This is a genomic window from Pseudomonas sp. P116, from assembly GCF_020149425.1.
In the GTDB taxonomy this organism is placed as follows: domain Bacteria; phylum Pseudomonadota; class Gammaproteobacteria; order Pseudomonadales; family Pseudomonadaceae; genus Aquipseudomonas; species Aquipseudomonas anatoliensis.
On the sequence record NZ_JACVHB010000004.1, the window covers coordinates 166606 to 181850 of the forward strand.

The following is a 15245-nucleotide window of genomic DNA, read 5'->3' on the forward strand; positions in this document are numbered from 1 at the left end:
GTCTCTGCGACAAGTCCGAAATGGCGCAAGCAACAGGATCTCTGAGGTTTGCGCCATTTTTTCATCCCAACTTTCGAGGACCTGAATCATGTTGAAAGGCTACGGGGCTGTCATCCTCGATGGCGCATGGCTGACGCTTCAGCTCGCCTTGTCTTCCATGGCCCTGGCCATCGTTCTCGGGCTGATCGGTGTCGCGTTGCGCCTGTCGCCGGTGCGCTGGCTGGCCTGGCTGGGCGATCTGTATTCCACGGTGATCCGCGGCATTCCCGACCTGGTGCTGATCCTGCTGATCTTCTACGGTGGCCAGGACTTGCTCAACCGCGTCGCGCCGATGCTGGGCTATGACGATTACATCGATTTGAATCCGCTGGCCGCCGGTATCGGCACCCTCGGTTTCATCTTCGGTGCGTACCTGTCGGAAACTTTCCGGGGTGCGTTCATGGCCATTCCCAAAGGCCAGGCCGAGGCCGGCATGGCGTACGGCATGAGCAGTTTTCAGGTGTTTTTCCGGGTGATGGTGCCGCAGATGATTCGTCTGGCGATTCCGGGCTTCACCAACAACTGGCTGGTACTGACCAAGGCCACCGCGCTGATTTCCGTGGTCGGTCTGCAAGACATGATGTTCAAGGCCAAGCAGGCGGCGGATGCCACCCGCGAGCCTTTCACCTTCTTCCTTGCAGTGGCGGCGATGTACCTGGTGATCACCAGCGTGTCGTTGCTGATACTGCGTCAACTTGAGAAGCGCTACTCGGTAGGCGTAAGGGCGGCTGATCTATGATCTTCGACTACAACGTCATCTGGGAGGCTCTGCCGCTGTACTTCGGCGGTTTGGTGACCACCCTCAAATTGCTCGCGTTTTCGCTGTTTTTCGGTTTGCTGGCAGCGTTGCCACTGGGCCTGATGCGCGTCTCGAAGAACCCGGTCGTCAACGGCGCCGCGTGGCTCTACACCTACGTGATTCGCGGCACGCCGATGCTGGTGCAACTGTTTTTGATCTACTACGGTCTGGCGCAGTTCGAGGCAGTACGTGAGAGCTTCCTCTGGCCGTGGCTGTCCAGCGCGACGTTCTGTGCGTGTCTGGCATTCGCGGTCAACACCAGCGCCTACACCGCTGAAATCATCGCCGGCAGCCTGAAGGCCACGCCGAACGGTGAGATCGAAGCGGCCAAGGCCATGGGCATGTCGCGCTTCAAACTGTACAAACGCATCCTGTTGCCGTCGGCCCTGCGCCGGGCGCTGCCGCAGTACAGCAACGAAGTGATCATGATGCTGCAGACCACCAGTCTGGCGTCCATCGTGACCCTGATCGACATCACCGGTGCGGCGCGTACCGTCAACGCGCAGTTCTATCTGCCGTTCGAGGCGTACATCACCGCTGGCGTGTTCTACCTGTGCCTGACCTTCATTCTGGTGAAGCTGTTCAAGTTGGCCGAGCGCCGCTGGCTGAGCTACCTGGCCCCGCGGAAGCACTGATATGGAACGCATCGATCACGTATTACCGTGGAGCCATCTGGGCAGCGAGCGCAAGATTTCGGTGTTCCGCTTCGGCAAAGGCGAGCGCAAGGCCTACATTCAGGCCAGCCTGCACGCTGACGAATTGCCCGGCATGCGCACCGCCTGGGAGCTGAAAAAGCGCCTCGGCGAACTCGAAGCCAAGGGCTTGCTCAACGGCGTGATCGAACTGGTGCCGGTGGCCAATCCGCTGGGTCTCGGGCAGTTGCTGCAAGGCAATCACCAAGGCCGTTTCGAGGCGGGTAGCGGCAAGAATTTCAACCGAGATTTCGTTGAGCTGAGCGCGCCGGTTGCGGCAGCTTTGGCCGACAGCCTCGATGATGATCCACACGCCAACGTTCGCCTGATCCGTCAGGCGATGGCTGATCACTTGGCGGCGTTGCCTGCGGCGAGCAGCCAGTTGCAAGGCATGCAGCGCGTTTTGCTCAGCCATGCCTGCAACGCTGATGTGGTGCTCGACTTGCACTGCGACGCCGAAGCCGCACTGCACATGTACGCGCTGCCGCAGCACTGGCCGCAGTGGCGTTCGCTGGCCGCGCATCTGAATGTGAAGGTTGGTCTGCTGGCGGAAGATTCCGGCGGCAGCTCCTTCGACGAAGCGTGTTCGCTGCCGTGGTTGCGTCTGTCGCGGCAGTTCCCCGATGCGCAGATTCCATTGGCGTGCCTGGCGACGACGATTGAGCTGGGCGGGCAGGCCGACACCGGCCGCGCCGAGGCCGAGGGGTATGCTGAAGGCATTCTGGCGTTCCTCGCCGAGCAAGGTTTGATTACCGGCGAGTGGCCGAATGCGGCGCACGAAGCGTGCGAAGGCATGCCGTTTGAAGGCACAGAGTTGCTGTTCGCGCCCCACCCGGGTGTGGTGAGTTTTCTGCGTAAACCCGGCGAGTGGGTTGAAGCCGGTGACGAGATTTTTGAAGTGATCGACCCTGTGTCCGATCGGGTCAGCACGGTATGTGCTGGTACGTCCGGGGTGCTGTTTGCCATTGAACGGCTGCGCTATGCCCAACCCGGTTTCTGGCTGGCCAAGGTGGCGGGGCGCGAAGCGCTGCGTCACGGGCGCTTGCTCAACGACTGACTGACTGTTTTTGTGAGAACCGACCGCATGTACAAACTTGAAGTCCAAGACCTGCATAAACGCTATGGCAGTCACGAAGTGCTCAAGGGTGTTTCCCTGAAAGCGGCAGCCGGCGATGTGATCAGCATCATCGGCTCCAGTGGCTCCGGCAAAAGTACTTTCCTGCGCTGCATCAACCTGCTCGAGCAGCCGCACGCGGGCAAAATTCTGCTCAACAACGAAGAGCTGAAACTGGTCGCCAACAAGGACGGCGCGCTGAAAGCCGCTGATCCGAAACAGCTGCAACGCATGCGTTCGCGCCTGTCGATGGTGTTCCAGCATTTCAACCTGTGGTCGCACATGACCGCGCTGGAAAACATCATGGAAGCGCCAGTGCATGTGCTCGGCGTCTCCAAGGCCGAAGCCCGCGAGAAAGCCGAGCACTACCTGAACAAGGTTGGCGTGGCGCATCGCAAAGACGCGTTCCCGGGACACATGTCCGGTGGCGAGCAGCAGCGTGTGGCGATTGCCCGTGCGCTGGCGATGGAGCCGGAAGTGATGCTGTTCGACGAACCGACCTCGGCGCTCGACCCGGAACTGGTCGGCGACGTGTTGAAGGTAATGCAGGCGCTGGCTCAGGAAGGCCGCACCATGGTGGTGGTCACCCACGAAATGGGCTTCGCCCGTGAAGTGTCGAACCAGTTGGTGTTCCTGCACAAAGGTGTTGTCGAGGAGAGCGGTAACCCGCGCGAAGTGCTGGTCAATCCGCAATCGGAACGTTTGCAGCAATTCTTGTCGGGTAGCCTCAAGTAATCGCTGCTGTTATGCACCATATTAGGTCATGCTTCGCGACCTAGAGACCTAGGCAAATCCCTTGTAGGAGTGAGCCTGCTCGCGATCGCGGTGGTTCAGACAGCAATCATGTTGACTGTTACACCGCCATCGCGAGCAGGCTCACTCCTACATTTGATCTGCGCAGTTTCAGGATTTGTGTTCATTTACGGGCTAGCATTGGCCCATGCCTTCATCACCGTTGTTCGTTTCGGATCGCCCACCCATGACTGCCCATCGAATTGGTTTCCTGATTTGGCCCAGCACTAAAGCGTTGACGCTGGCGCTGGCGGAGGAGGCCTTGCGTGTTGCCCAGCGTGTGCATCCGGACGTGGTCTACGAACTGTCGTTCTTGCAGGCCGAGCCGCCGAGCGACGGCGCCTGGCAATTACCCGGCGAACCGTGGGCCGGCAAGCTGGAAAACTTCCAGAAACTGTTTCTGGTCGCCGACGAGCCGCCGACGACCTTGGCCCCGGCACTCAGCAGTGCGCTCAAGCAACTGGTGCGTGCCGGTTGCGTGATTGGTGGGTTGTCCGCCGGTGTGTACCCGTTGGCGCAAATGGGTTTGCTCGACGGTTACCGCGCGGCGGTGCACTGGCGTTGGCAGGACGATTTCGCCGAGCGCTTTCCGAAGGTCATCGCCACCAGTCATCTGTTCGATTGGGATCGTGATCGCCTGACCGCGTGCGGCGGCATGTCCGTGCTCGATCTGCTGCTGGCATTGCTGGCCCGTGATCACGGTGCAGAGTTGGCCGGTGCCGTTTCGGAAGAACTGGTGGTCGAGCGCATCCGCGAGGGCGGCGAGCGTCAGCGCATTCCGTTGCAGAATCGCCTCGGCTCCAGTCATCCAAAGCTCACGCAAGCCGTGTTGCTGATGGAAGCCAACATCGAAGAACCGCTGACCACCGACGAAATTGCCCAGCACGTGTGCGTGTCCCGTCGGCAACTCGAGCGGATCTTCAAGCAATACCTCAACCGCGTGCCGAGCCAGTACTACCTGGAACTGCGCCTGAACAAGGCCCGGCAAATGTTGATGCAGACCAGTAAGTCGATCATCCAGATCGGCCTGTCGTGTGGCTTCTCCTCGGGGCCGCATTTTTCCAGCGCCTACCGCAACTTCTTCGGTGCCACGCCGCGGGAAGATCGCAACCAGCGGCGCAGCAGCAGCCCGTTCGAATTGTCGTCGGTGCCGTCAGAGCGCGGCTAACCGTCCTCAGCCTCAATCATGCCGAGGGCTGCGAGGAGTCGATCGACATCGTCGACCCATCCGTTTCCGCGGAGGCGGATGACGATTCGGATGGCGGCGGAGCATGCTCTGCCAGTGCGACACTTCTTCTGAGTCGATAACTTTCCACGCGTTGCGCACTTTGCGCAGATAGCGGGTTGCCGCTGAATTCGAACTCGGTGGTGCTGGCGTTCCAGAAGTTTTCGGGTATCTCGACAATGGCATTGTTGGAGAAGTTGACGTACTCCAGCCGCTGCACGGGGAGTGTTGGTGGCAACTCGCTGATGCCCGTGTTGCTCAGATCCAGCCAGTACAACTTCTCCAGCCTGCCAACATCGGGAGTGAGGCCAAGCGGGTTGTTTCTTAGAATCAGCGCGTTGAGATTGCTTTTCGTGGCCAGCGCCTCGACGCTGGCCGGGGTCAGTGTGATATTGCAGTCCCGAAGGCTCAGTGCTGTCAGTTTTTCCATGGACAGTACGGCGGCTGGAATGTCGTTGAGTTGATAACCCTGAATTGCCAGTTTTTCCGCGTCAGGAAAGAGATTCAGGAACTGGCCGATGCGCGACGGCACCCCAGAGCCGTTCGCCATGATGATGGTGCGTACATGCGCAAAGTCTGCCGTCGGTGTGGGCAGATCACTCGTCAAAGGCACCTCTAACGTGAAGTCAAATTCGTCCTGCCCCTGCTCCGCGATACGGCGCCAGCAGTTTTCCAGGTTTTGCTTGAGCGACTGTCGGTTGACTTGTTCCTGTTGCAGGGCGTCCCCCGTCAGTGGACTGTGGCTGGACGGATCCAGCGGTGTCTCGTTGGCCCAGGACTCAAGCTCTTGAGTCAGGGTGGCGAGTTCAGTGTTGCGACGCATCAGTTCGATACGGCCATCGGCCAGCGTGCCGGGCAGGCTGTAGACGAGCCCGCTGATTTGGCCGTCGGTCAACCTTGGGTAAAGCGTAAGGGCCAGTTCCCTGTCCATGGCTTCGACCGGCACGTTGAATGCGTAGCCATTGGTTTGGTAGCAGGTTTTGATCCGCTCCCGCGTAGCCGCAGAGACCGGGTTGTCATGCAAGTCGATACTCCAGCCGACGTCTTCGGGGAAGTTGAACAGTTCATCGGGCAGTTCGCTGATGTTGTTCTCATTGAGCAATGCTTCCTCCAGATTGGGCAGGCTGGTGAGTCCCGGTGGTATTCGGTCGATCAAGGTTTTGGAGAGATCCAGGAACATCATTTCCGTCAGCGCCGAGACGTCTGGCACATCGACCAATGGATTGTTGTGCAGAACCAAAGTCCTGAGTCGCGACAGTGAAGACAGCGCAGCCTGCCCATCGGCATCGAAAGTGATGCCGCAGTTGCGCAGCTTTAGCGATACGAGCGTGGGCATACGCCTTAAGGCCTGAGGTATTCGCCCCAAGGCAAAGTTATGCAGCTTCAATCTGTTCAGTCCACTGAAGCTGCGCAGAAATCCATCGGACATCTTGAGCGAGGGATTGCCCAGCAGTTTCAGTTGGGTGATGTGACTGAAATCAGCCGTCAAGCTCGGCAGGTCGCCGACAAAGTCGAGTCGCGTTTCCAATAGGTCGGGCGGCAGGTCGGTCGGGTCGACAAATCGGCTGCGCCATAGGCGTTTCAGTTTTGTGCCCAGATCCTTTCTGAGTGCCCGTTGTAGATCTCTTGCCTGAGTACTGTACAAACTCCCGGTGGACGGATTGCGCCTCGGTACGTTCCCGGTCCACAAGCGCAGGTCTCGCTTCAGGGTTGCCAGTTCCGCTTCCCAGTGCAGCAACTGCGCGCGGCCAGCCTCGAGAGTGCCGGGCAGTGAGTAGATCATGTGGACGGCACCTTCGGTGCTCAGCGCCCGAAACATTTCCTGGGCTTTGGCGATGTCTGCCGCCTCGGGCAGCACGTTGAAATGGTTGGCGTCGCGGTAGTTGTCCTTGATTCGCTGGCGACTGGCCGCCGACAACGGATTGCGTGAGAGATCGGTGCCCTTGCCAATATCAAAGTAAGCCTCAAGGAAAGTATCAGGCACATCGACAATCTGGTTGCCATCAAGCTTGAGGGTGCGCAGATTGGGATGATCAGCGACGCCGTTTGGCACGCTGGAAATCCCGGTGTCGGATAAGCGAACGTCGTTCAGATACGGCAGCGTTTCCAGATCGGGCGCCGTGCCCAGCGAGTTGAAGCGCAGGTCAAGCAGTTGAAGTTCGCCAAAGGATTCAAGCACGCTCTGACTGCCGGCTGTCATTGCCACGCCGCAGTTGTTCAAAGTCAACTCTTTGAGTTCCGGCAATCGTGAGAGGCTGTCAGGCACGCGACCCAGTGCGAAATCGCGCATCTTCAAAATTTGTGCATGAGGGAACAGGTCAAGGAATTCGCCGAGGTCTTTGATGGTCGCGTTGCCGGTGAAATCAAGCGTAAGCACGTGACTGAAGTCGGCCGTCAGATTTGGCATGTCACCTGAGAAACCCAGATTCGCTTCGAAGATATCGTTGCGCATGCCGGTGTCCGATCGGCTTTCCCATAATCGCAGCACCTGCTCGCGAAATTCCGATCGTGCCCGGTAGTCATCGTAGAGCTCGAGGGGTGTGCGCTGTACGCCAGTCACCGGGTGAGTCGCCGAGCTCTGGGTGGTCCACGCAGAGAGCTCCGACCTCAGGGTCTCGCGCTCTGCTCTCCAGTGCCGTAACTGATTTCGGCCCTGCGCCAAGGTACCGGGCAGGCCGTAAATCATATCGCTCGCGCCTTGCTCATCGAGTGCTGGAAACAGTTGCCTGGCCAGTTCTATGTCGAATGGATCCGCCGGTACTTCAAAGTCGTGACTGGTCTCGCGGACGTAGGTTTTTATCCGGTTGCGCGATTCGATGGACAGTGGGTTTGCGGCGAAGTCGAACCCGCGAGTACGGCCCTGTGGTAACTCGAACATCGCCTCTGGCAGCTCAGTGATCAAGTTGTCGCGCAGCGTCGCCTTGTGCAGTTCTGGAAGGTCGAGAAATCCTGGCGGCACCTGGCTGATGTAGGTCGAGGACAAATCCAGAGTCTTGAGAGTGGGCAGCAGTTTCAGATCGAACAGGTAACCTATGGGATTGCCACTCAAATCGAGCACCTCGATCTGGCTCATGGTGAGCAGTGCCGCCTCATTTTCAGGCGTCAGTACGAGGTCGCAATTTTTCAGCTCTAGCGTGGTGAGGCCTGACAGGTCGAGGCTGGGCAGGTCACTCGGTTCCAGATCGAAGGAGCGCAGTTCAAGAATTCTCAGATTGGGGAACCGCTGCAGGAATGGTGAGATCGCCGTGATGTTTTTGTTGCCGTTGAGCGTTAGGCGGGTGACATGACCGAAGTCCGCGCTGAGCACCGGCATGTCCCCCATGAACTCAAGGGTTGCCACCAGATGATTGTTTCTGGCGTTGAAATTGCCAGGCAATCGGCTGCGCCAGAGGCTTTCCATTTTTTCGGCAAACTCCTCCCTCGCCAGCAGTTCGCTTACCTGCTCGTTGAAACTCAACGTGCGGTCGCTGCCGGGGGAGCGCTCGGGAATCCGGTTTTTCCATTGCGCGAGCTCGCCGCGCAGCACTGTGACTTCGGCTTGCCATTCGCTCAGTCGGGTTCGCCCCTCAGCCAGGGATCCTGGTAATTCATAGAGCAGATGGTTGGCTTGATCTTCGGTCAGAGCGGGAAAGAGCTCCGTCATGCGCTGGAGGTCAGCTTGCTCGATCATCACCCCGAAGTTTTGCCGTGTCCGGTTATAGACGGTCTTCACTGCCTCCCGGCTAACGGCCGAGAGCGGGTTGCCGGCAAAGCTGAATTCCCCGGTGACCGGGTCGGATGAGGACAGCAGTTCCAGGGGGATTTCCGTGATCTGGTTGCCGTCAAATTTACCGGCAAAAAGACTCGGATGGCTGACAAGACCGGACGGCGCTGCGCTGATGTCGGTGTTGTCGAGGTTAAGGAAGTGCAATGAAGGCAGATCCTGAATGTCAGGTGCTATGCCCAATGGGTTGCCTTGCAGGTCGAGCACCGCAAGGTGTGACATGGCGGGGAAGCGGGGGGCGTCTGCACCGGAGAGGCTTATGCCGCAATTGCGCAACGTCAGATGTTGTAGCTGTGGCATGGCACTCAAGGATTGTGGCAGTTGGGGCATGTTCAGGTCATGCAAGTCCAGGGATCGCAGGGAGGGGAAACTCTGCAAAAATCGGTCAACGCCGAGAGTGCCAGGGCTGCCTTGGAAGGAAAGCAGGGTGACATGGCTGAAGTCGGCATCCAGTGTGGGCAGTTCGCCGATCAGCGGTTCTGTAATCTGCAACATGTTGCCGCCGGCGCTTCCTTCCCGGCGCCAGCAACGCTCGACGGCTTTTTTGAACAGGGCGCGGTTCTGCAGCAGGGCTCGCTGCTGGATGTATGTCAGCGGTGGATCGGTAGCCGGAATCTCATTCAACAATGCGTCTCTCCAGAGTCGCAAGCTATCCCTGAGTTGAGTGAATTGCGCTCGCAAACGCGCCAGTTCGTTGCTCAGGCCTGCCGGTTCATGCTGGAACCGGGCTGCGAGTGCCTGCGCTTCTTCGGCGCTAAAGGCCGGATATATTGCCCGCACCCTTGCCACATCAGCCGCGATGCCAGTCGGCTCATAAGACGGATAATCCCCTAAAACGCCCACGGCTCCACGCTGACCGTCACGCCCCAAAAGGCGCAACGTGTCCAGGGGCGGTTCCGGGATCGGCTCCGGGAAAATCGCCAGACGCAGCTCGCTTCGTTCCATCGGTCGCTCGCGGATTGTCGCTTTGAGCCTGTCGCCCTGGCCAATCTGAATGTTCAGGTTTTGCCGCTCGCTGTCGGGCAGGGCGTACAGAATGCTCGAATAAAAATCAGTGGCCGAGTGCAACTCCTGACCTTGATCGTCGAAAGGCTGGTACGTCCCATCGGTTTGCCGCACCAGAACCTTCTGAAAGGACGCATCCCCGTTTCCTGTGCTGTCGAGCAATCGTCCTTTGTAATGCCCGTCACGAATCTCCAGCCGCACGTCGCCACTCCAGCCGGGAACTCGTTTGAGACTGTGCAGCGCCAAGGTGTCAGCATCCGGATTGTTCACCGAGTCCAGTTCCAGCCCTTCAAAGGCGCGGGTGACACGCAGCTCTTGATTGGCCAGTTGCATGAGCGCCTGTTGGCGCGGGGGCAACTGACCCTCGCTGATTTGCACAAGCTCGTCTCCGGTCGCGGTGTCGAGCAGTTCGCGGGTGACGCTGGCGGGTAAGCCCGAATCGTGTTGTGCGAGCAGGTTCGCCAGCGGATCGTCATTGCGCTGAAGGGCGTCGTAGCGGGATTCGAAGATTGAAGTTCGCTGCTGTTTTGCGATCTGTGCCAGCTGATTTCTAAGCTTCTGGCTGCGCACATCCAGCGCCAGTGTCGGGCTGGCGAACGACTCGCCGAGCAAATCCTTGACTTGCTGTTCGTCGAGGACGGAGAGCAGGGTCTTGAGCAGGTCGCCGTCCTTGAGGCTGTCTTGGCGAATGGTTGTCAGCGGCAGGCTCTCATCGCTGGACGACTGCCAGACGAGTTCGCCTTCGGGGTCGAGCAGGCGTAAGCGCTGGCCCTTCGGCCAACGTCCATGTTCGGTCAACAGTTGCAGCTGCAGAACAGGATCAGCGCGCAAATACGCCTCGGGCAACTCGCTGTGTAAATCATCGGCGAAGCGTTGCAGGTCCTGATCAATCTTGAAGCGCTGGATGCTGTCCGATAGCAGCGGGGGGATCGTTTCCTGATCGACGTGCATGGTGCGCAGGACTTCTTCGTCGAGGCCGCTGACCTGCAGGATTGTTTCACGCTGCGCCGCAGAAAATGATTCGACCGAATGGCCGATCCGCCGCAGGGCTGTCGGCCTGTCCCACTCCAGCGGCTGTTCGATTTCGCTGTGCCAGGCACCTTCGCCGTTGTGGCGCACCTTGGGTTGATAGGCTTCAGGCCGGGTAGGATGGGCAATCCGGTATTCACCGGCATCAGCTGTTTCGCTGACTGCAAAATGCGTGTCATCAAGGGGCAGCAGGTGACGGCCCTCGTGTGCGTGCAAGCCCAGTTCATTCGGTGCGGAATTTGCGGCGGGCGAGGCTGTGTGCTCGTACCGGGTCAGGTCCGGTTCCCAGTATTTGGTCTTGCCGCTGGGCATTTCGACAGGCTTGAAGCGGTCGATGAATTCGACGATTTCCTTGGGCAGGATGTTGCGAAACTCGGCTGCGCCAATCGCCCCGCCGATGGCAAATGTGCCCAGCTGAATCAGTGACTCGAGTGTGCCCATCAGGTAGGTGAACGCTTCGGTGGTTCGCCCTTGCGCCCAGGCAAGGATGCCCTCGAACACTTCGTCGAGCATTTGATACGCCATGTAGGCCATCATCAGCTCGCCCAGGCCGGGTACAAACGGCGCGACGATGAACGCGACGGTCTGCAGGATCGTCGAGACAATATTGACGACCGAATCCCAGAACGCCCAGCGTGCTTTCTGGTCGACCAAGGCGGTCGGCACGGCGATGGCCGCGGCATCATTGAGGATCTTGTTCAGCTTGCTCTGGTAGAGGTGTTGCCACAGTGGTGCGTTGATCGGCGTAACGGACAGTTGCAGTTTGGGCCGTTCGCGTGGGGAATCTCGCCATGGTGGTTCACTGCTGCCGGCCACCGGTTCGTGCCACTTTACCTCGCTCAGTCGACTGTTAAGCGTGGCGAAAAAAATACCGTGCTGCTCAAGGTTGACGAACCGGCTGAAGAATTTTTGATAATCACGGGAACGCAGTTGACGGGTGAGCTCGATGAGCATCTCTATGGTCGAGGCATACTCCTTGATCGGGTGCTCGGTGTCATCCGGCACATAGGCGACCAGTCGTGCCGACGTCCGTGATTCCAGCAGGTCGGGAGCAAAAACGACAATGCCGGTCAGGGGCATTTCCAGCATCGTCATGTCGTAGCATTTCAGTCCTTGCCGATCAGGTTGTGTGTCCGGCGTTTCTTCGAGCAGGCCGCCGATCTCGAGGAAGTAGTCCTCGCTGATGTCACCGCTCATTCGCGCCCATTGCAGGGCGGCTTTCATCGCGGCTTTCTGGCTCTGGTCGATTTTCAGTCGCAGCACTGCGGCGCCGACGGGATTGGTGTTACCGAAACTCTCGCGCAGATAGGTCTGGTATTTGGCGCCTATATCCAGCTCCCGGCACAGCTTGGTAAACGCCGCGATGCTCAGCTTGGCGTTAAGCGACGGCAAGGTATCGAACTGTCCTCTGGCATCGGGTTGGGTGATGAAGGTCGACTCGGGGTCATAGGCGGTGTCTTCGGTTTCCGCTTCCTCGAAGTTGTGCAACGCCGCCTCAAGTAACGAGACCGTCCAGGCGCGGGCACCGGTCTTGATCGCAAACCATGGAGTTTTCGCGGGAATGTAAAGCCGCACGAAAGTTGTCCTGAGGTTCAGTTCCAGGTCGAATTTCTCTTTCAGCGCTGCCCCCAGCAACGGTTCGGCGAAGGCGCTGGCATCCTGCAGCTGCTCCAGGCGTTTCTCGACATCGTTTTGCGCGGTCCAGTGCGCAGCGTTCAAGGTCATGAGGGCCCGATGCTTGTCGTCCGTGGCCGTTTGCAGTTTGGGCGGCAGGAAGGGGGCCTGGCGCCCGAATGCCTCGCGCTTGGCGGCAGACGCATTGCCGAGCCAATCGGGGATGGCGGCTTTGAGCGGCAGATAATGGTTATCGGGGTGTTCGCGTTGGGGCGATTCGAGAGGATGCGCGGTTCGCCGTTCTGTGACTGGGTGCATGGGGGGCCATTCCTTGGCGTCTGGAAAGGCCCCAGCAAATCAGAATCATGCGATGGCGGTGCGGTACATATATATATCTGTGGCAGCGGGTTGAATTGATATCCTCCCGGGCCTGCCGCAAATCGGCGGAGGCAGTTTAAACTGCGCCTTTGCGACGTTATTTGTCGCATTGCCGTAAACCCGGAAAAATCCGGGGTTGGCGCTATAAGAAGTTGTCGCCTGGCGGCAAGGCCGGGCCGATAACTGTCCTTACAATCCCCCCATCGCTCGCCAGTTTCCGGCGGGTGGCCCTCATCAGGAGACTCCGATGTCCGTTGAGCACGCTGCGGTACAACGCGCCGATTTCGACCAGGTTATGGTTCCCAACTACGCGCCTGCCGCTTTCATTCCGGTGCGTGGCGCCGGTTCCCGTGTCTGGGACCAGGCCGGCCGCGAGCTGATCGACTTCGCCGGCGGTATCGCCGTCAACGTATTGGGCCATGCGCATCCGGCGCTGGTCGGTGCCTTGACCGAGCAAGCGAACAAGCTGTGGCACGTTTCCAACGTGTTCACCAACGAACCAGCCCTGCGCCTGGCGCACAAGCTGATCGACGCCACGTTCGCCGAGCGCGTGTTCTTCTGCAACTCCGGCGCTGAAGCCAACGAGGCCGCGTTCAAGCTGGCCCGTCGTGTTGCATTCGACCGTTTTGGCAGCGAGAAATACGAAATCATTGCCGCGCTGAACAGCTTCCACGGCCGTACCCTGTTCACCGTTAACGTCGGTGGCCAGTCGAAGTACTCCGACGGTTTCGGCCCGAAAATCACCGGTATCACCCACGTTCCTTACAACGATCTGGCTGCGCTGAAAGCCGCCGTTTCCGACAAGACCTGCGCGGTTGTGCTGGAACCGATTCAGGGCGAGGGCGGCGTGCTGCCGGCCGAGCTGGCTTACCTGCAAGGCGCCCGTGAACTGTGCGACGCGAATAACGCGCTGCTGGTGTTCGACGAAGTGCAAACCGGCATGGGCCGCAGCGGCAAGCTGTTCGCCTACCAGCATTACGGCGTGACTCCGGACATCCTGACCAGCGCCAAGAGCCTGGGCGGTGGTTTCCCGATCGCAGCCATGCTCACCACCGAAGCGCTGGCCAAACATCTGGTCGTCGGCACCCACGGCACCACATACGGCGGCAACCCGCTGGCGTGCGCGGTGGCAGAAGCGGTGATCGACGTGATCAACACCCCTGAGGTGTTGAGCGGTGTGAATGCCAAGCACGACAAGTTCAAGGCACGCCTGGAGCAGATCGGCGAGAAGTACGGCCTGTTCACTCAGGTGCGTGGCCTCGGTCTGTTGATCGGTTGCGTGCTGAGCGATGCCTGGAAAGGCAAGGCCAAGGACATCTTCAACGCCGCTGAACAAGAAGGCCTGATGATTCTGCAAGCCGGCCCGGACGTGATCCGTTTCGCCCCGAGCCTGGTGGTTGAAGACGCCGATATCGATGCCGGTCTCGACCGCTTCGAACGTGCTGCAGCAAAACTGACGCAAGCCTGATAGACCCTTCGGCGCCTGAGCATTTAGGCGTCGAACCCAATTTTTGTTTCGGGCCAGATTGATTTGGGAGTGAGCCCCTGTGGCGAGGGGATTTATCCCCGTTGGGGTGCGCAGCGCCCCTGGATCCGTAACCGCACAATTGCGTGCGAGGTGACTGGATTTAGGGCGGCTGCGCCACCCAACGGGGATAAATCCCCTCGCCACAAACAGCTTTCCCCCTGTATCCCCTGGGAAGTGGCCCGGGATTTTCATCTTCTGTAAATTTATAAGAGAAAGGAGTGACACCATGCTGGTGATGCGCCCCGCGCAAATGGCTGATCTGGGCGAGGTACAGCGTCTGGCCGCGGACAGCCCGATTGGTGTCACTTCCTTGCCGGATGACGTGGAACGTCTGAGCGACAAGATCGCTGCGAGCGAAGCCTCGTTCTCTGCCGAAGTGAGCTTCAACGGTGAAGAGAGTTACTTCTTCGTCCTCGAAGACACCGCTACCGGCAAACTGGTCGGTTGCTCGGCCATCGTTGCTTCGGCCGGTTACTCGGAACCGTTCTACAGCTTCCGCAACGAGACCTTCGTCCACGCCTCCCGCGAGCTGAAGATCCACAACAAGATCCACGTGCTCTCGCAGTGCCACGACCTGACCGGCAACAGTTTGCTGACCAGTTTCTATGTGCAGCGCGAGCTGGTGGGGTCGCCGTGGTCCGAGCTCAACTCCCGTGGCCGTCTGCTGTTCGTCGCCAGCCACCCGGAGCGTTTTGCTGATTCGGTGGTGACCGAGATCGTCGGTTACAGCGACGAGAATGGCGACTCGCCGTTCTGGGATGCCATCGGTCGCAACTTCTTCGACCTCAACTACGCTGCGGCTGAACGCCTGTGTGGCCTGAAGAGCCGTACGTTCCTCGCCGAGCTGATGCCGCATTACCCGATCTACGTGCCGCTGCTGCCGGATTCCGCCCAAGAGGCGATGGGGCAGGTGCACCCGCGTGCGCAGATCACCTTCGACATCCTGATGCGCGAAGGCTTCGAGACCGATCACTACATCGATATTTTCGACGGTGGCCCGACCCTGCATGCGCGCGTTTCGGGGATCCGTTCGATCGCCCAGAGCCGCGTCGTGCCAGTGAAGATCGGCGAGCCGGTCAAAGGTGCCGGGCGCCAGTATCTGGTGGCCAACGCGCAGTTGCAGGATTACCGCGCCGTGTTGCTCGAGCTGGATTACGCGCCGGGCAAACCGGTGACCCTGGATCTGGAAGCGGCCGAAGCCCTGGGCGTCGGTGAAGGTGCCAGCGTGCGCCTGGTGGCGGTTTAACGCCTTAGCGAGTTTTACGGG

8 protein-coding genes are annotated in these 15245 nt (G+C 59.4%); 7 read left to right on the forward strand and 1 reads right to left on the reverse strand.

Annotation, left to right across the window (positions count from 1 at the left end; translation table 11 throughout):
- Positions 1-88 precede the first annotated feature (88 nt).
- The 5 genes from ICA15_RS15090 to argR all read left to right on the forward strand — a co-directional run bounded on the left by ICA15_RS15090 (position 89) and on the right by argR (position 4604).
- On the forward strand, positions 89-778 hold the full coding sequence (locus ICA15_RS15090) for an ABC transporter permease (RefSeq protein WP_007912702.1): 690 nt from the start codon (positions 89-91) through the stop codon (positions 776-778).
- Positions 775-1473: an ABC transporter permease gene (locus ICA15_RS15095; protein WP_042560548.1), complete on the forward strand. Its 699-nt coding sequence runs from the start codon at positions 775-777 to the stop codon at positions 1471-1473. Before ICA15_RS15090 ends, ICA15_RS15095 begins: the two co-directional genes overlap by 4 nt.
- Before the next feature lies 1 nt (position 1474).
- Entirely contained in the window at positions 1475-2587 is a 1113-nt protein-coding gene (locus tag ICA15_RS15100; RefSeq protein WP_210554084.1) for a M14 family metallopeptidase, read from the forward strand.
- 27 nt (positions 2588-2614) lie between these two features.
- Positions 2615-3379 carry an ABC transporter ATP-binding protein gene (locus ICA15_RS15105; protein WP_003227281.1) on the forward strand — a complete coding sequence of 255 codons (765 nt, stop codon included), beginning with the start codon at positions 2615-2617 and terminating at the stop codon, positions 3377-3379.
- A gap of 244 nt (positions 3380-3623) precedes the next feature.
- Positions 3624-4604 carry a transcriptional regulator ArgR gene (argR, locus tag ICA15_RS15110; RefSeq protein ID WP_042560546.1) on the forward strand — a complete coding sequence of 327 codons (981 nt, stop codon included), beginning with the start codon at positions 3624-3626 and terminating at the stop codon, positions 4602-4604.
- A 16-nt stretch (positions 4605-4620) separates the two neighbouring features.
- On the opposite strand, the gene ICA15_RS15115 is transcribed toward argR, so the two are convergent.
- Positions 4621-12390 (reverse strand): dermonecrotic toxin domain-containing protein, encoded by a 7770-nt coding sequence (locus ICA15_RS15115; protein WP_210554083.1) that lies wholly within the window; start codon positions 12388-12390, stop codon positions 4621-4623.
- Positions 12391-12697: 307 nt separating this feature from the next.
- On the opposite strand from ICA15_RS15115, the gene ICA15_RS15120 reads away from it, so the two are divergent.
- Both ICA15_RS15120 and aruF read left to right on the forward strand, forming a co-directional pair.
- A complete protein-coding gene (locus ICA15_RS15120; RefSeq protein WP_150604284.1) occupies positions 12698-13918 on the forward strand; it encodes an aspartate aminotransferase family protein in 1221 nt (406 codons plus the stop codon).
- Positions 13919-14204: 286 nt separating this feature from the next.
- A complete protein-coding gene (aruF, locus tag ICA15_RS15125; RefSeq protein ID WP_042560545.1) occupies positions 14205-15224 on the forward strand; it encodes an arginine/ornithine succinyltransferase subunit alpha in 1020 nt (339 codons plus the stop codon).
- Positions 15225-15245: the final 21 nt, after the last annotated feature.